The sequence below is a fragment of the Streptomyces sp. NPDC096079 genome (assembly GCF_040303145.1).
Taxonomy (GTDB): Bacteria; Actinomycetota; Actinomycetes; order Streptomycetales; family Streptomycetaceae; genus Streptomyces.
This window is the reverse complement of record NZ_JBEOST010000002.1, coordinates 452,937-469,451: the sequence shown is the minus strand read 5'-3', so window position 1 is coordinate 469,451 and position 16,515 is coordinate 452,937. Positions and strand designations below refer to the sequence as shown.

Sequence of the window (16,515 nt, the reverse complement as noted above, 5' to 3'; positions counted from 1 at the left end):
GACAGCCATACGATCCGCACATGCCAGAGCTCACACGCGGCCGCCGCCTCGTCGTCCTCGCCATCTGCTGCATGAGCCTGCTGATCGTCAGCCTGGACAACACCGCGCTGAACGTCGCCCTGCCCGCCATGCGCGAGGACCTCGGCGCCACCGTCGCCGGGATGCAGTGGACGATCGACGCCTACACCCTGGTCCTCGCCTCCCTGCTGATGCTCGCGGGCTCCACCGCCGACCGGATCGGCCGCCGCAAGGTCTTCGTCACCGGCCTGGCCGTCTTCGCCCTCGGCTCCCTGCTGTGCTCCCTCGCGCCGAACCTGGAGGCCCTGATCGCCTTCCGGGCCGTCCAGGCCGTGGGCGGCTCGATGCTGAACCCGGTCGCCATGTCGATCATCACCAACACCTTCACGGAACCGGCCGCACGCGCGCGGGCCATCGGGGTCTGGGGCGGGGTCGTCGGCGTCTCCATGGCCGCCGGGCCGCTGGTCGGCGGCCTGCTGGTCCAGTCCGTCGACTGGCGGGCGATCTTCTGGGTGAACCTGCCGGTCGCGCTCCTCGCCCTGGTCCTGACCCTGCGGTACGTCCCCGAGTCCCGCGCGCCCCGACCCCGGCGCCCCGATCCGGTCGGGCAGCTCCTGGTGACGGCGCTCCTCGCCTCGCTCACGTACGCGATCATCGAGACCGACCCGCTCTTCGCCGGGATCGCGGCCGTCGCGCTGGCCGGACTCCTCGGCTACGAGCCCCGTCGCCGCGAGCCCCTCATCGACCTGCGGTTCTTCCGCAGCGCGCCGTTCAGCGGGGCCACCGTCATCGCCGTCTGCGCCTTCGCCTCGCTCGGCGGCTTCCTCTTCCTGAACACCCTGTACCTCCAGGACGTGCGCGGGCTCTCCCCGCTCGAAGCGGGGCTCTGGATGCTGCCGATGGCCGGCATGACGTTCGTCTTCGCGCCGCTCTCGGGGCGCCTCACGGCGACGCGGGGGCCGCGGGCACCGCTGCTGCTCGCGGGGACGGCGATGACGGCGGGGCCGCTGCTCTTCGCGGCCTTCTCGGCCGAGACGAGCGATCCGCTGCTCCTCACCGGGTACGTGGTCTTCGGCATCGGCTTCGGCCTGGTGAACGCCCCGATCACCAACACCGCCGTCTCCGGGATGCCCCGCGCGCAGGCCGGGGTGGCGGCTGCGGTGGCCTCCACGAGCCGCCAGGTCGGGCAGACGCTCGGCGTCGCGGTGATCGGCACGGTCCTGGCGGCGGGTGTGGGCGCGGTGCCGGACGCGGACGCGTTCGTGGCGGCGGCCCGCCCCGGCTACTGGATCATCACGGGCTGCGGGCTCGCCGTCCTCACGGTCGGGGCGCTGACCAGCGGCCCGTGGGCGCGGCGCACGGCGGAGCGGACGGCCCGGTGCCTGGCGCCGGAGGGCGCGGCGGAGGACGGGCCTCAGGCGATGGCCAGGACGCCCTCCGCCTGATCCGCGACCACCAGGTCGAGGAGGCGGGCGACGCCGGCCTGGGTGGCGTCGTCGACGGGGACGTACGTGACGAGGTGCGTCCCGGCGTTGGGGCCGAGCCAGAGGTTGGTGTGCTCGAAGCTGAGGAGTCCGACGCGGGCGTTGCGGATGACCTTCACGCGGCCGCCGGGGGCGACCACCTCGTGCCGGGCCCAGATCTCCCGGAACTCGGGCGAGGCCTCCTCCAGGCGCCGGACGAGCTCCTTCCAGGCGGGTTCGGCCAGGTGCTCGGCCATGGCGGCGCGGAGCTTCCCGGCGAGCGCGCGGGTGACCTCGGGCAGGTCGGTGACCGAGGCCCGGAAGTCCTCGTTCGTGAAGGCCAGCCAGAGGGAGTTGCGGTCCTCGCGGGGCAGCGCGTCGAGGTCGCAGAAGAGCTTCCCGAAGGTGCGGTTGTGGGCGAGGAAGTCGTAGCGGCTGTTCTGGATCGCGGCGGGCACGGGCTCCAGCTGGTCGAGCAGCCGGCGCAGGGTGGGCGTGACGGCGGCGCAGGGCGCCTCGGGGTGCGGGTCGGCGGCTCCGGCGAGGGCGAAGAGGTGGCTGCGCTCGGTCGGGTCGAGCAGCAGGGCTGCGGCGAGGGCGTCGAGGACCTGCGGGGAGACCTGGATGTCGCGGGCCTGTTCGAGCCAGGTGTACCAGGTGACGCCGACGGCGGAGAGGTGGGCGACCTCCTCGCGGCGCAGGCCGGGGGTGCGGCGGCGCCGGCCCCTGGGCAGGCCGACCTGTTCGGGGGTGATGCGCTCGCGGCGGCTGCGCAGGAAGGCGGCGAGCTCGTGGCGCCGTACGTCCTGCTCGGTCCGCGGAGCCCGCGCGTCGGGTGCGCCGATCGCCATGACGGTCATGCCTCCAGGGTGCCGGGGTGGTCAGCCGGTTTCCAGGTACTGCTCGTACCAGGATAAGGAGACTCTGGTACCAGGCTGAGCGGGGGCGGAGGCTCGGTCCCGTGACTACGACCTCCGCTTCCGTCCGCACCTCGGCCCCGGCCGCCCGCCGGGCCCCGGCACTGGGCACCCTCGGCCTGTTCACCGTGCTGCTGGGTGCCGCACTGCCTCTCATCGACTTCTTCATCGTCAACGTCGCCCTGCCGTCCATCGACCACGACCTGGCGGCGGGCCCGGCACTGCTGGAGCTGGTGGTCGCGGGGTACGGCCTGTCGTACTCGGTGCTGCTGGTCCTCGGGGGGCGCCTCGGCGACCTCTTCGGCCGCCGCCGGCTCTTCCTCGCCGGCATGGCCGCCTTCGGGCTGACGTCGCTGGCCTGCGGGCTCGCCCCGGACGCCTGGACGCTGGTCGCGGCGCGGGTGGCGCAGGGCGCGGCGGCGGCGCTGATGCTGCCGCAGGTGCTCGCGACCATCCACTCCTCGACGGAGGGGCCGCGCCGGGCGCGGGCGCTGAGCCTGTACGGGGCGACCGCGGGTCTCGCGATGGCCGGCGGCCAGATCCTGGGCGGGGTGCTGGTGACGGCCGACATCGCGGGCACCGGCTGGCGCGCGGTGTTCCTGGTGAACGTGCCGGTGGCGGTGGCGGGCCTGGTCCTGGCGCTGCGGTCCGTGCCGGAGACCCGCTCGGAGCGTCCGGCGCCGGTGGACGTGCCGGGCACGCTGCTCCTCGCGCTGGCGCTGCTCGCGCTGCTCGCCCCGCTGACGGAGGGCAGGGCGGCGGGCTGGCCGCTGTGGACCTGGGTGTCGCTCGTGGTGTTCCCGTTCGCGGCGGCGGCGTTCTGGTGGGTGGAGCGGCGGGCGGACCGCCGGGGCGCGACCCCGCTGGTCCCGCCGAGCCTGCTGGCCCTGGTCCCGTTGCGGCGCGGGCTCGTGGTGGTGCTGCCGCTGTCGCTGGGGTTCAGCGGCTTCATGTTCGTGATGGCGGTGGCGCTCCAGCAGGGGCTGGCGATGGGCGCGGTGGCCTCGGGTCTGGCGCTGGTGCCGATGGCCCTGGCGTTCTTCGGGGCCTCGCTCGCGGGGCCGCGTCTGGTGCGGCGCTGGGGCACCCGGATCGTGCCGGTGGGCGCGCTGCTCCAGGGGCTGGGTGTCGGCGCGATCGCCTGGGCGGTGGGGCACGACTGGCAGGGGCTCTCCGTCGGGGACCTGGTGCCGGGCATGGCGGTGGCGGGTCTCGGTCAGGGGCTCCAGTTGCCGGTGCTGTTCCGGGTGGTGCTCTCGGAGGTGCCGTCGGAGCGGGCGGGCGTGGGCAGCGGGGTCATGGTGACGACGCAGCAGTCGGCGCTGACGCTGGGCGTGGCGACGCTGGGTTCGCTGTTCCTTTCGCTGGCCGCGTCACCGGCGGACATGGGCGGGGCGCTGCGGACGACGTTGCTGGTCCAGCTGGGTGTGGTGGTGCTGACGCTGCTGCTGAGCCTGCGTCTTCCCCGCACGGTGAAGTAGGCACGAGAACGGAAGATGGAGTGACAGATATTGAAATCTGTCATCGCACATGTCATGGTTGTTCCATGACCACCACAGCACAGAACTCCGTCCCCACCCGTCGGCTCGGCACCACCGGTCCCGCCGTCTCCGCGCTCGGCCTCGGCTGCATGGGCATGTCCGCGCTGTACGGCGAGAGCGATCGCGCCGAGTCGATCGCGACGATCCACGCCGCCCTGGACGCCGGCATCACACTGCTCGACACCGGCGACTTCTACGGGATGGGCCACAACGAACTACTGATCGCCGAGGCGCTGCGGACCGCGCCCGCGGCCGCTCGTGAGCAGGCGCTGACCAGCGTCAAGTTCGGCGCCCTGCGCACGGTCGAGGGCGGCTTCACCGGCTACGACGGCCGCCCGGCCGCCGTGAAGAACTTCGCGGCGTACTCGCTCCAGCGCCTCGGCACCGACCACATCGACGTCTACCGGATCGCCCGCGTCGACCCGGACGTCCCGATCGAGGAGACCGTCGGTGCCATCGCCGAGCTGGTCGAGGCCGGGCACGTGCGGCACATCGGCCTCTCCGAGGTCGGGGCGGACACCCTGCGCCGGGCGGCGGCCGTGGCCCCGATCGCGGACCTCCAGATCGAGTACTCGCTGATCTCCCGGGGCATCGAGGAGAAGATCCTGCCGACCGCCCGCGAACTGGGCATCGGCGTCACCGCGTACGGAGTCCTCTCCCGGGGCCTGATCAGCGGCCACTTCACCCGGGACCGGGAGCTGGGCGCCGGGGACTTCCGCGGGATGTCCCCGCGCTTCCAGGGCGAGAACCTCGACCGGAACCTGGACCTGGTGGACCGGCTGCGCGAGGTCGCCGGGGCCAAGGGCGTCACGGTCGCCCAGACGGCGATCGCCTGGGTCCTCGCCCAGGGGGACGACATCGTCCCGCTGGTCGGCGCCCGCCGCCGGGACCGCCTGGCGGAGGCGCTCGGCGCCCTGGACGTCACGCTCGACGACGCCGACCTGACCGCGATCGAGGAGGCCGTCCCGGCGGGCGCCGCCTCGGGCGAGCGCTACCCGGCGGCCCAGATGGCCCACCTGGACAGCGAGCACTGACAGGTACTGTCATTCCCATGGCCGCCACCGAGACCCTGACCGCAGAGCGCATCCTCGAAGCCACCGAGGAGGTGCTGCGGCGCTACGGCCCGGCGAAGGCGACCGTCGTCGACGTGGCCCGGGTCCTCGGCGTGAGCCACGGCAGCGTCTACCGCCACTTCCGCACCAAGGCGGCGCTGCGCGAGGCGGTCACGGAGCGGTGGCTGGAGCGGACGATCGTCGCCCTCGTGCCGTACGTCGAGGCGGAGGGTCCGGCCGATGAGCGGCTGACCGGCTGGCTGACGGCCCTGTTCGGCCTGAAGCGCAAGAAGGCGGGCGGCGATCCGGAGCTGATGGCCACCTTCCAGGTGCTGATCGGCGAGAACAGCGCGGTGGTCGACCGGCACGAGGACCATCTCGTCGAGCAGATCGCCCGCATCCTGGAGGACGGCCGCCGCGAGGGCCTGTTCGCGGCCCCCGAGCGGGACGCCGTGACCACGGCCCGCGCGGTCTTCCACGCCACGGACCGCTTCCACAACCCGGCGCACTCCGCCGAGTGGTCGGCCCCGGGCGCCGAGGACGCGTTCACGGCGGTCGTCTCCCTGGTGCAGCGGGCGCTGCGGGCCTGACCCGTCACCCATTTGAAGATCATTTGGCTTGGAGTTTCCCCTTCCCTGTCCGGTGCATGACTAGCGTTCTCCCGCACCGCGACCGTATGCACTCCCAGGGGGAACCATGTCCACACCCGCCAAGCCGGCCCGCTCAGGCGGTTCCTCCGCGATCGGCTGGGCCCTCACCATCGGCCTGAACGTCGTCGCACCGATCCTGACCTACAACACGCTGACGGAGGACCACGGCTGGTCCGAGTTCTCCGCGCTGCTGCTCAGCGGCGCGTGGCCGGTCCTCGACACCGCGATCGTGGCCGCCTGGCGCCGCAAGATCGACGAGTTCGCCATGGTCACCCTGGTCTTCCTGGTGATCACGGCCGTGGTCTCGCTGGTCGGCGCGCACACGGCCCGCGCGCTCCTGATCAAGGACTCCGCGGTGACGGGGCTGTTCGGTCTGCTCTGCCTGGGGACGCTGCTCGCGCCGCGCCCGCTGATGTTCTACTTCGGCCGGAAGTTCGCGACCGACGGCACCCCGGCCTCCACGGCGTGGTGGAACGGCATGTGGGAGTTCGAGGGCTTCCGCTCCACCATGCGCACGATGACGCTGGTCTGGGGCGTGGCGTACGTGACCGAGGCGCTGGTCCGCATCGCCCTCGCGTACGCGCTGCCGACGAAGACCATGGTCACGCTCAGCCCGGTCATGATCTACGGCGTCCTCGCCCTCCTCGGCGTGTGGACGGGCTGGTTCGGCAAGCGCCGCGCGGCGGAGGGTGCCCGGCGCCAGGCCGAGGCGGAGGCGGCCGCCGCCGCCGGTGCCGCGACCGCCTGACGGCACGGGAAAGCCCCCGGCCCCTTCCTGCGGGAAGGGACCGGGGGCTTTCGCGTGTCCGCGATCAGACGGTTCAGGCGCCGATGAGGCGGCTGGCCAGGTAGCCCTGGATCTGGTCGAGGGAGACGCGCTCCTGCTTCATGGTGTCGCGCTCGCGCACGGTCACCGCGTTGTCCTCAAGGGTGTCGAAGTCGACGGTGACGCAGTACGGCGTGCCGATCTCGTCCTGACGGCGGTAGCGGCGGCCGATGGCGCCGGCGTCGTCGAACTCGATGTTCCAGTTCTGCCGCAGGTCCGCCGCGAGGCCCTTGGCCTTCGGCGAGAGCTGCGCGTTGCGGGACAGCGGCAGGACGGCGACCTTGACCGGGGCCAGGCGGTGGTCGAGGCGCAGCACGGTGCGCTTCTCCATGACGCCCTTGGCGTTCGGCGCCTCGTCCTCGATGTAGGCGTCGAGCAGGAAGGCGAGCATGGTGCGGCCGACACCGGCCGCCGGCTCGATGACGTACGGCGTGTAGCGCTCGCCCGTCTCCTGCTCCAGGAAGGAGAGGTTGGCGCCGGAGGCCTTGGCGTGGGCGCTCAGGTCGTAGTCGGTGCGGTTGGCGACGCCCTCCAGCTCACCCCACTCGCTGCCGCCGAAGGAGAAGCGGTACTCGATGTCGGCGGTGCGCTTCGAGTAGTGGGAGAGCTTCTCCTGCGGGTGCTCGAACCAGCGCATGTTCTCCTCACGGAGACCCAGGCCGGTGTACCAGTTCCAGCGCTGCTCCATCCAGTACTCCTGCCACTGCTCGTCCTCGCCCGGCTTGACGAAGAACTCCATCTCCATCTGCTCGAACTCGCGCGTGCGGAAGATGAAGTTGCCCGGAGTGATCTCGTTCCGGAAGGACTTGCCCATCTGCGCGATGCCGAACGGGGGCTTCTTGCGCGAGGTGGTCTGCACCTGGGCGAAGTTGGTGAAGATGCCCTGGGCGGTCTCGGGGCGCAGGTACGCGACGGAGCCGGTGTCCTGGGTCGGGCCGAGGTGCGTGGAGAGCAGGCCGGAGAACTGCTTGGGCTCGGTGAAGGTGCCCTTGTTGCCGCAGTTGGGGCAGTTGAGCTCGGTGAGGCTCTCGGGGAGACGGCCGTGCTTCTCCTCGTACGCCTCCTCCAGGTGGTCGGCGCGGAAGCGCTTGTGGCAGGAGGTGCACTCGGTCAGCGGGTCGGTGAAGGTGGCGACGTGACCGGAGGCCTCCCAGACCTCGGTGGCCAGGATGACCGACGAGTCGATGCCGACGACGTCCTCGCGCGCGGTGACCATGTAACGCCACCACTGGCGCTTGATGTTCTCCTTCAGCTCGACACCCAGCGGCCCGTAGTCCCAGGCGGCACGCTGACCGCCGTAGATCTCGCTGCACGGGTAGACGAAGCCACGGCGCTTGCTCAGGCTGACGATGGTGTCGATCTTGTCGGCGGCCACGGTGCTCTCTTCATTACGACGACGAAGTGCGAATGCCTCAGGTTACCGGCGCGCACGCCCCCGGTATCAAATCGGTTCCGCGGCCGGGGCCCGCGAGGGCCGCGTGGGACGGACCACACGGAGGGCAATTGACAACCGTTTCCAGTTTTGTTGAAAATGAGTGTCATGAACGTACGTCGCCTCATACCCAGCACCGCCCTCGCCGGAGCCGTCGCGCTCGGGATCGTCTCCCTCTCCGCCTGCTCGGGAACGTCCGACGCCGCGGACAAGGGAGGCGACGGCAAGCTGGACGTGGTGGCGTCGTTCTACCCCATGCAGTACCTGGCCGAGCAGATAGGCGGCGGTCACGTCGCCGTCAACACGCTCACCAAGCCCGGCGTCGAACCCCACGACCTGGAGCTCAAGCCGAAGCAGATCGGCGAGCTCGGCGAGGCCGACGTCATCCTCTACCTCAAGGGCGTCCAGCCCGCCGTCGACGACGCCATCGCCCAGGCCGGCGTGGAGAACACCGTCGACGCCGCGACCCTGACGAAGCTGGAAGAGCACGGCGACGAGGTCGGCCACGACCACGCGGGCGAGGAGGCCGGGCACGACCACGCGTCCGAGGCCGGCGCCGACCCCCACGTCTGGCTCGACCCCGTGAAGTACGCCGAGGTCGCCAAGGGCGTCGGCAGCGCCCTGCAGAAGGCGGACCCGGACCACGCCGCCGACTACGAGAAGAACACCGCGGCCCTGGTGAAGAAGCTCGGCGACCTGGACACCGAGTTCGAGACGGGCCTGAAGAACACCGCGACGAGGACCTTCATCACCACCCACTCCGCCTTCGGCTACCTCGCCGAGCGCTACGGCCTGGAGCAGGAGGGCATCACCGGCATCGACCCCGAGTCCGAGCCGAGCCCCGCCCGCATCAAGGAACTCCAGGACATCGCGGCGAAGGACAAGGTCTCCACCGTCTTCTTCGAGACCCTCGCGAGCGACAAGACCGCGAAGACCCTCGCGGGCGACACCGGTCTGAGGACCGACGTGCTCGACCCGCTGGAGGGAATCACGGACAAGTCCAAGGGCGATGACTACCTCGCGGTCATGCGGTCGAACCTCACCGCCCTCAAGACCGCGCTCGGCGCCAAGTAGGAGGCCCCCTCGTGAGCGACGACCAGCCCGTCATCTCCGTACGCGGAGCCACCGCGGCCCTCGGCGCGCGCCCCGTCCTCCGGGGCGTCGACCTCACCGTCCACCGCGGTGAGGTCGTCGCCCTGCTCGGCGCCAACGGTTCCGGCAAGTCCACCGCCGTCCGCGCCGTCATCGGCCAGGTCGCGCTGACCGGCGGCGCCATCGAGCTGTTCGGCACCGACCGGAAGCGGTTCCGCGACTGGGCCCGCGTCGGCTACGTGCCGCAGCGCACCACCGCCGCCGCCGGCGTCCCCGCCACCATCCGCGAGGTCGTCTCCTCCGGCCGGCTCTCCCGCCGGAAGTTCGGCTGGACGACCAAGGCCGACCGGGCCGCCGTCGAGCGGGCCATCGACCTCGTCGGCCTCGCCGACCGCGCCAAGGACTCCGTCTCCGCGCTCTCCGGCGGCCAGCACCAGCGCGTGCTGATCGCCCGCGCGCTCGCCTCCGAGCCCGAACTCCTGATCATGGACGAGCCGATGGCCGGCGTCGACCTCGCGAGCCAGGAGGTCCTCGCCGCGACCCTGCGCGAGCAGGTGGCGGGCGGCACCTCCGTCCTGCTCGTCCTGCACGAACTCGGCCCGCTGGAGCCCCTCATCGACCGCGCGGTCGTCCTGCGCGACGGCTGCGTCGTCCACGACGGCCCGCCGCCGGAGGCCGTCGGCCAGCACGCGCTGCCCGGCCACGACCACGTACATCCGCACGCGGCCGGCGAGCCGCTCCGCACGGGACTGCTGACCTGACCATGGACTTCCTCGAACCTGCCTTCATGCAGCGGGCGCTCCTCGCGGCCGTCCTCGTCGGCATCACCGCCCCCGCCGTCGGCATCTACCTCGTCCAGCGCCGCCAGGCCCTCATGGGCGACGGCATCGGCCACGTCGCCATGACCGGCGTCGGCCTCGGCTTCCTGCTGAACTCCAGCCCGGTCTGGATGGCGACCCTCGTCGCCGTCGCCGGCTCGGTCGCCATGGAGCTGATCCGGGCGTACGGGAAGACCCGCGGCGACCTCGCGCTCGCGCTGCTCTTCTACGGCGGCATGGCGGGCGGCGTCCTGCTGATCAACCTCTCGCCGACCGGCTCCAACGCCAATCTCAGCTCGTACCTCTTCGGCTCGCTGTCCACGGTCTCCACCGAGGACGTCACGACGATCAGCGTCCTCGCCGCCTTCGTCGTCCTCGTCACGGTCGGCCTGCGCAAGCAGCTCTTCGCCGTCAGCCAGGACGAGGAGTTCGCCCGCGTCACCGGCCTGCCCGTGCGCGCCCTGAACCTGCTGATCGCGGTCACCGCCGCCGTGACCGTCACGGTCGCCATGCGGGTCGTCGGCCTGCTCCTGGTCAGCGCGCTCATGGTGGTCCCGGTCGCCGCGGCCCAGCAGCTGTCGAAGTCCTTCCGCGCGACCTTCGTCCTCGCGGTGGCGACCGGCATCACCGTCACCCTGGCCGGCACGGTCACCTCGTACTACCAGGACGTGCCGCCCGGCGCGACGATCGTCCTGTACGCGATCGGCGTCTTCATCGTCCTGACCCTCCTCGCGACCCCGCTCGCCAAGCGGCGGGCCCGCGCCGCTGAAGCCGCCACGCGGGACTGCGACGCACAGGTTCCGGCCACCCGGCGGCCGACGGACGACGTGAAGGTCTGATCCGCGCCTGATCCCGGGGGCACGGGGGGCTGGCAGAATGGCGGGGCAGACAAGCATCCAAGGAGGCCCCCGTGGCGACGGCAGGACCCCCCGTACGCGGCCGCTCGACCAAGCAGCGGGCCGCCGTGTCGGCGGCGCTGAACGAGGTGGACGAGTTCCGCAGCGCCCAGGAGCTGCACGACATGCTCAAGCACCGCGGCGACTCCGTCGGCCTCACCACCGTCTACCGCACGCTCCAGTCCCTCGCGGACGCCGGCGAGGTGGACGCGCTGCGCACCAGCGACGGCGAGACGGTGTACCGCCGCTGCTCGACCGGCGACCACCACCACCACCTGGTCTGCCGCGTCTGCGGCAAGGCCGTGGAGGTGGAGGGCCCCATGGTGGAGCAGTGGGCCGAGACCATCGCGTCCGAGCACGGCTTCGTGAACGTGGCGCACACGGTCGAGATCTTCGGCACGTGCGCGGAGTGTGCCGAGAAGTGACCTGACATACGAGGGGCCCGCACCGACGCGCATCGGTGCGGGCCCCTCGGGCGTCAGACCCGGATGGCGTTCCGGTCCAGGATCGCCCGCAGCCGGCCCTCGTCGGCCGGGCCGGCGAGTCCCCGCTTGGGCAGGTACGCGAAGCCGGTGCCGGAGCTGCGGTGCGTGAAGAGCACGAAGAGCCGGGGCGTCTCCGCGTACCGGGTCAGCAGCGCCCACCGGATCGTCATGTCGGTGTCCCGGGAGATCCACCGCCCGCCGTCCTCGTCCACGACCGCCCGGGCCTCGCCCTGGGAGCCGATCAGCCGGAAGAGGCTCCGGGCGGACAGCCACGGCACCAGCTCGGCGCAGGCCACGGCCACCGCGCCGAGGAGGACGAGCTTGACGGGCCCCGCCACCTCGCCGGCCACCAGCCCGGCACCGGCGACCAGGAAGGCCAGCGCACAGACCCCGCGGGTGGCCCACCGGAAGAACCGCCACCACCGGGTCGACCGCAGCCGGACCCGTACCGCCTCCTTCACCTCGGCGAACTCGGCCGAGTAGACGATCTCCAGCCGCTCCCCCACCGCCGGCTCAGCCCTTGTCGAGGACGGCGAGGTCGGCCGGGTCGACGCCGCCGAAGCGGCGGTCGCGCTGGGCGAACTCGACGCAGGCCCGCCACAGGTCACGGCGGTCGAAGTCGGGCCACAGCACGTCCTGGAAGACCATCTCGGCGTACGCGCTCTGCCAGATCAGGTAGTTGGAGGTGCGCTGCTCGCCGCTGGGCCGCAGGAACAGGTCCACGTCCGGCATGTCCGGGTAGTAGAGGTACTTCTGGATCGTCTTCTCGGTGATCTTCGCCGGGTCCAGCCGGCCGGCCTTCACGTCCTCGGCCAGCGCCTGCGCCGCGTCCGTCAGCTCGGCACGGCCGCCGTAGTTCATGCAGAAGTACAGCGTGAGCTTCGTGTTGTCCTTGGTCTGCTCCTGCGCGACCTGGAGCTCCTTCGCCACGGACTTCCACAGCTTGGGCATCCGGCCGACCCAGCGCACCCGGACGCCGAGCGAGTCGAGCTGGTCGCGGGACTTGCGGATGAAGTCACGGTTGAAGTTCATGAGGAAGCGCACCTCCTCGGGCGAGCGCTTCCAGTTCTCCGTGGAGAAGGCGTACAGCGAGATCGACCCCACGCCCATCTCGATCGCGCCCTGGAGCACGTCGAGCACCTGCTCGGCGCCGACCTTGTGCCCCTCGGTGCGCGGCAGCCCGCGCTCCTTGGCCCAGCGGCCGTTGCCGTCCATGACGATCGCGACGTGCTCCGGCACCAGCTCGGCCTGGAGCTTCGGCGGACGGGCACCGGAGGGGTGCGGCTCGGGGGCGCTGTACTCCCGACGCTGGCGCCCGAGGAGTCGTGCGATGGCCATGAGTGGTCTCTCCTAGCTTTTCTCTACGTACCGCAGGGAGCGCAGGCCGCGCTCCAGGTGCCAGTGCAGATAGGCGGACACGAGCCCGCTGCCCTCCCTGACGTGACGCGGCTCGCACGCGTCCGCCGTCGCCCAGTCGCCGGTGAGCAGCGCGCTGAGCAGGCCGATGGCCTCCGCAGAGGGTACGACGCTTCCGGGCACCCGGCAGTCGCCGCATATGACCCCGCCCACGGCGACCGAAAAGAACCGGTTCGGCCCGTGGAGTCCACATTTCGCGCAGTCCTCGAAGCTCGGCGCATAGCCGTTCACGGCGAGGGAGCGGAGGAGGAAGGCGTCCAGGATGAGGTGGGGCGCGTGCTCGCCCTTGGCGAGCGTCCGCAGGCCCCCCACGAGCAGCAGGTACTGCTGCACGGCGGGCTCGCCCTCGTGGTCGGTGAACCGCTCGGCCGTCTCCAGCATGGCCGTGCCGGCGGTGTACCGGGCGTAGTCCGTGACGATGCCGCCGCCGTACGCGGCGATGGTCTCGCTCTGGGTGCAGAGCGGCAGGCCGCGTCCGACCAGCTCACTCCCCCGGGCGAAGAACTGCACGTCCACGTGCGAGAAGGGTTCGAGGCGCGCCCCGAACTTCGACTTCGTCCGGCGCACGCCGCGCGCGACGGCGCGTACGCGGCCGTGACCGCGCGTGAGGATCGTGATGATGCGGTCCGCTTCACCCAGCTTCTGGGTGCGCAGCACGATGCCGTCGTCGCGGAACAGACTCATGGGCCCATTGTCCCGTACGGGACGGACAGCCCTCCCCGACGGGTCAGGGCACCTCGCCGCGGCTGCGGGCGTTCACGTGCGCCGTGGCCGCGCTCAGCCGCTCCGCCGACGTCGCCTCCCGCACCCCGTCGGGCTCCACGTCCCACTCCCGCCCGCCGCCGAGCGGCCGCACCTGCACATAGGGGCCCTCGTGTCCCATGACCCTCCCGACCCGTCCGGTACGGATCTCGACGACGTACGACCCGATGGGCAGCGTCATGAGCGACCCTCCTCCCTCGGCAGTACGGCGGCGGCGAGGAGCCGGGCCGTTTCCACCGTGCAGCATCCCAATTCCACGAGCGGCCGCGGGGGCTCCGCGGCGAGCGTGACGACGTCGAGCCCGAGCGAGGGGGGCGTGATTCCCGCCCTGGCGAGGGCCTCGCGCAATTCCGCCACTGCCTCTTGTGCGGTTCCGACTGCCCCCGTGGTCGCCTTCATGATGTCTTCCTCACCAACGTATGCCTTTCTGAATCCATTTCCCGCTTCGCCTCTCCAGGGCGTGGGCAGATCCGTAGAATCGGCAGACTCGCAGGCCCGACAACTGAGGTGCGGTGTCGGGGAGTTGTCTCATGGCCAGGAGGAACGCCGGAAGGCGGCGGGGCTCTCTCGGACGGAGCCGGGCGGACTGGTGTTCGTCTCCGGTGCGTACATCGGACTGTCCGAGCAGGGAATCCGAAAAACTCGAAGCGGCGGAATCTTCGAACGGACGGTACGGGATCTCGTCAACAAATCGCCGTACGCCTCCTCTTCACCGGTTCGAGAGCGAGGAGCCGGGACGCGCCTCCCCGAAGGGGTTCAACCGCGACCGCCCCGCCCCTACGATCACCGCCATGTCGATCACCCCGTCCACGCCCGTCCTCCAGGGCTCCAGGAAGACGTCACTGCGGCTCGACGACGGAGCGCTGCTCCTGGGCACGCCGCACGAGGAGGCCCGCATCCCGCTGGCCGCGATAGAGAGGATCCGGGCGGAGGGGCGGTCGGTCACCGTCGAGCTGACGGCACCGGCGGGGACCACCCGGTACACGCACCGGATCGACCGGGTGAGCGAGGCGGGCGCCGCGCTGTTCGCCGAGACCGTGAACGCCGCGCTGCCCGGGACCCCCGGACGGGACCCTGCGGCCGACGGCACCGCGCTCGTGGAGACGCGCGCCCTCCCCCTGAGCCGGCGGTCGAGGAAGCTGCGCGGCGTCGGGCGGCTGTCGGCCGGCGCCCTCGGCCTGCTCGCCCTGGCCTGCGTGGCCGTCGGCGTCGCCGGGGACCCCGTCACCGCGGTCCTCCTCATACCCGGGGGGCTCGTCGTGACGGGGGCACTCGCCGTCGGCGCGAACGCGCTGGCCAACTGGTACCGCGAGTGGCGGCTGATCCGGCACGGCATCACGGCCTTCGCGGCGGAGGTCCCGGACAGACCGGGGATGTACCTCTACACGGACCCGGCGGGGCGGATCCGCCATGTGTTCACCTGGGCGGGCGGCATCGCCGTGAAGGTCAGTTACGACCCCGCGGACCCGGGGAACGTCGTGCTCCCGAGGGCCGCCCTGTTCCGGCGCGGGGAACTCGCCCTCGGGCTGTGCTCCGCCCTCTTCGCGCTGCTCGGCCTCGCGGGACTGATCACGCTGACGGTCATCGCGTTCGTCGACCCGGAGGCGATCGTCGGCGCGACCTAGCCTGACTTATGGAAGTCATAAGTTCACCTTATGAGGCCATAGACCGGGGGCGGGTACCACGGTGCGCGAGGGGTTATTTAGGGTGGCCTAAGTGTCGGCGGCCTCGCCGCCACGTCGCTTGCGAAGGGAAACCCCGTCATGCCCCGCCCCCTCCGGGTCGCGATCGTCGGCGCCGGCCCCGCCGGAATCTACGCCGCCGATGCGCTGCTGAAGTCCGAGGCCGCCGCCGAGCCGGGCGTGTCGATCGACCTCTTCGAGCGGATGCCCGCGCCCTTCGGCCTCATCCGCTACGGCGTCGCCCCCGACCACCCGCGCATCAAGGGCATCATCACCGCCCTCCACCAGGTGCTCGACAAGCCGCAGGTCCGCCTCTTCGGCAACGTCGACTACGGCACCGACGTGCACCTCGACGACCTGCGCGCCTTCTACGACGCGGTGATCTTCTCGACCGGCGCCATGGCCGACCGCGAGCTGAGGATCCCCGGCGTGGAGCTGGACGGCTCGCTCGGCGCCGCCGACTTCGCGTCCTGGTACGACGGCCACCCGGACGTCCCCCGCACCTGGGACCTGTCCGCCGAGAAGGTCGCCGTCCTCGGCGTCGGCAACGTGGCCCTCGACATCGCGCGCATCCTCGCCAAGACGGCGGACGAGCTGCTGCCGACCGAGATCCCGGCCAACGTGTACGACGGCCTCAAGGCCAACAAGGCCGTGGAGATCCACGTCTTCGGCCGCCGCGGCCCCGCGCAGGCGAAGTTCAGCCCGATGGAGCTGCGCGAGCTCGACCACTCGCCGAACATCGAGGTCATCGTCAACCCCGAGGACATCGACTACGACGAGGGCTCGATCGCCGAGCGCCGCAAGAACAAGCAGACCGACATGGTCGCGAAGACCCTGGAGAACTGGGCCATCCGCGACGTCGGCGACCGCCCGCACAAGCTCTTCCTGCACTTCTTCGAGTCCCCCGTCGAGATCCTCGGCGAGGACGGCGAGGTCGTCGGCCTGCGCACCGAGCGCACCGAGCTCGACGGCACCGGCAACGTCAAGGGCACCGGCACCACCACCGACTGGGACGTCCAGGCCGTCTACCGCGCCGTCGGCTACCTCTCCGACGAGCTGCCCAAGCTCCCCTGGGACGCCGTCTCCGGCACCGTGCCGGACGAGGGCGGCCGCGTGATGGAGGAGACCGGCGAGCACATGGCCTCCACGTACTGCACCGGCTGGATCCGGCGCGGCCCGGTCGGCCTGATCGGCCACACCAAGGGCGACGCCAACGAGACCGTGGCGAACCTCCTGGACGACTTCGCGAACGGGCGCCTGCTCACGCCGGACACCCCGCAGGAGGACGCCGTCGTGTCCTTCCTGGACGGCAAGGGCATCACGTACACCACGTGGGAGGGCTGGTACGCCCTGGACGCCGCCGAGAAGGCGCTCGGCGAGCCGCAGGGCCGCGAACGCGTGAAGATCGTCGAGCGCGAGGACATGCTGCGCGCGAGCGGCGCGATCGACTAGCACCAGCCGGTCG

General features: G+C 71.6%; 17 protein-coding genes. 11 read left to right on the top strand and 6 right to left on the bottom strand.

Features of this window, described 5'->3' with window-relative positions; all coding sequences use genetic code 11:
* Nucleotides 1-20 precede the first annotated feature (20 nt).
* Nucleotides 21-1,463 (top strand): MFS transporter, encoded by a 1,443-nt coding sequence (locus tag ABTY59_RS06045; protein ID WP_352017680.1) that lies wholly within the window; start codon nucleotides 21-23, stop codon nucleotides 1,461-1,463.
* On the opposite strand, the gene ABTY59_RS06040 is transcribed toward ABTY59_RS06045, so the two are convergent.
* The gene (locus ABTY59_RS06040; protein WP_352017679.1) at nucleotides 1,433-2,341 is read right to left on the bottom strand and encodes an MmyB family transcriptional regulator; all 909 of its coding nucleotides are present in this window, start codon (nucleotides 2,339-2,341) and stop codon (nucleotides 1,433-1,435) included. The two genes, ABTY59_RS06045 and ABTY59_RS06040, sit on opposite strands and share 31 nt — an antisense overlap.
* A gap of 101 nt (nucleotides 2,342-2,442) precedes the next feature.
* Between ABTY59_RS06040 and ABTY59_RS06035 the strand changes: the two genes are divergently transcribed.
* The 4 genes from ABTY59_RS06035 (at nucleotide 2,443) to ABTY59_RS06020 (ending at nucleotide 6,389) form a co-directional block, all read left to right on the top strand.
* Nucleotides 2,443-3,879 carry an MFS transporter gene (locus ABTY59_RS06035; protein WP_352017678.1) on the top strand — a complete coding sequence of 479 codons (1,437 nt, stop codon included), beginning with the start codon at nucleotides 2,443-2,445 and terminating at the stop codon, nucleotides 3,877-3,879.
* Nucleotides 3,880-3,944: 65 nt separating this feature from the next.
* Entirely contained in the window at nucleotides 3,945-4,973 is a 1,029-nt protein-coding gene (locus ABTY59_RS06030) for an aldo/keto reductase (protein ID WP_352017677.1), read from the top strand.
* Between the two features lie 17 nt (nucleotides 4,974-4,990).
* Nucleotides 4,991-5,581: a TetR/AcrR family transcriptional regulator gene (locus ABTY59_RS06025; protein WP_352017676.1), complete on the top strand. Its 591-nt coding sequence runs from the start codon at nucleotides 4,991-4,993 to the stop codon at nucleotides 5,579-5,581.
* A 106-nt stretch (nucleotides 5,582-5,687) separates the two neighbouring features.
* Nucleotides 5,688-6,389: a VC0807 family protein gene (locus tag ABTY59_RS06020; RefSeq protein ID WP_352017675.1), complete on the top strand. Its 702-nt coding sequence runs from the start codon at nucleotides 5,688-5,690 to the stop codon at nucleotides 6,387-6,389.
* Nucleotides 6,390-6,462: 73 nt separating this feature from the next.
* On the opposite strand, the gene ABTY59_RS06015 is transcribed toward ABTY59_RS06020, so the two are convergent.
* Nucleotides 6,463-7,842, bottom strand: coding sequence for a glycine--tRNA ligase (locus ABTY59_RS06015; protein WP_352017674.1), 1,380 nt, complete (start codon nucleotides 7,840-7,842; stop codon nucleotides 6,463-6,465).
* Nucleotides 7,843-8,007: 165 nt separating this feature from the next.
* Between ABTY59_RS06015 and ABTY59_RS06010 the strand changes: the two genes are divergently transcribed.
* The 4 genes from ABTY59_RS06010 (at nucleotide 8,008) to ABTY59_RS05995 (ending at nucleotide 11,130) form a co-directional block, all read left to right on the top strand.
* Nucleotides 8,008-8,973 carry a metal ABC transporter substrate-binding protein gene (locus ABTY59_RS06010; protein ID WP_352017673.1) on the top strand — a complete coding sequence of 322 codons (966 nt, stop codon included), beginning with the start codon at nucleotides 8,008-8,010 and terminating at the stop codon, nucleotides 8,971-8,973.
* Nucleotides 8,974-8,984: 11 nt separating this feature from the next.
* Nucleotides 8,985-9,752 carry a metal ABC transporter ATP-binding protein gene (locus tag ABTY59_RS06005; RefSeq protein WP_352017672.1) on the top strand — a complete coding sequence of 256 codons (768 nt, stop codon included), beginning with the start codon at nucleotides 8,985-8,987 and terminating at the stop codon, nucleotides 9,750-9,752.
* A gap of 2 nt (nucleotides 9,753-9,754) precedes the next feature.
* The gene (locus tag ABTY59_RS06000; protein WP_352017671.1) at nucleotides 9,755-10,648 is read left to right on the top strand and encodes a metal ABC transporter permease; all 894 of its coding nucleotides are present in this window, start codon (nucleotides 9,755-9,757) and stop codon (nucleotides 10,646-10,648) included.
* Nucleotides 10,649-10,719: 71 nt separating this feature from the next.
* Nucleotides 10,720-11,130 (top strand): Fur family transcriptional regulator, encoded by a 411-nt coding sequence (locus ABTY59_RS05995; protein ID WP_093876193.1) that lies wholly within the window; start codon nucleotides 10,720-10,722, stop codon nucleotides 11,128-11,130.
* A gap of 53 nt (nucleotides 11,131-11,183) precedes the next feature.
* On the opposite strand, the gene ABTY59_RS05990 is transcribed toward ABTY59_RS05995, so the two are convergent.
* From ABTY59_RS05990 to ABTY59_RS05975, 4 genes are read right to left on the bottom strand one after another with little or no spacing between them, the layout of a single operon-like run.
* Complete coding sequence (locus ABTY59_RS05990) at nucleotides 11,184-11,696, bottom strand: YcxB family protein (RefSeq protein WP_352017670.1); 513 nt, start codon at nucleotides 11,694-11,696, stop codon at nucleotides 11,184-11,186.
* A gap of 7 nt (nucleotides 11,697-11,703) precedes the next feature.
* Nucleotides 11,704-12,528: an isoprenyl transferase gene (locus ABTY59_RS05985; RefSeq protein WP_352017669.1), complete on the bottom strand. Its 825-nt coding sequence runs from the start codon at nucleotides 12,526-12,528 to the stop codon at nucleotides 11,704-11,706.
* A 12-nt stretch (nucleotides 12,529-12,540) separates the two neighbouring features.
* Nucleotides 12,541-13,290, bottom strand: coding sequence for a DNA repair protein RecO (gene recO, locus ABTY59_RS05980; protein ID WP_352017668.1), 750 nt, complete (start codon nucleotides 13,288-13,290; stop codon nucleotides 12,541-12,543).
* Between the two features lie 43 nt (nucleotides 13,291-13,333).
* Nucleotides 13,334-13,549, bottom strand: a complete 216-nt coding sequence (locus ABTY59_RS05975; protein WP_030317441.1) for a hypothetical protein — start codon at nucleotides 13,547-13,549, stop codon at nucleotides 13,334-13,336.
* A 610-nt stretch (nucleotides 13,550-14,159) separates the two neighbouring features.
* Between ABTY59_RS05975 and ABTY59_RS05965 the strand changes: the two genes are divergently transcribed.
* Both ABTY59_RS05965 and ABTY59_RS05960 read left to right on the top strand, forming a co-directional pair.
* The gene (locus ABTY59_RS05965) at nucleotides 14,160-14,993 is read left to right on the top strand and encodes a hypothetical protein (protein WP_352017666.1); all 834 of its coding nucleotides are present in this window, start codon (nucleotides 14,160-14,162) and stop codon (nucleotides 14,991-14,993) included.
* Nucleotides 14,994-15,131: 138 nt separating this feature from the next.
* Entirely contained in the window at nucleotides 15,132-16,502 is a 1,371-nt protein-coding gene (locus tag ABTY59_RS05960; protein ID WP_352017665.1) for an FAD-dependent oxidoreductase, read from the top strand.
* The last annotated feature ends 13 nt before the right edge of the window (nucleotides 16,503-16,515 follow it).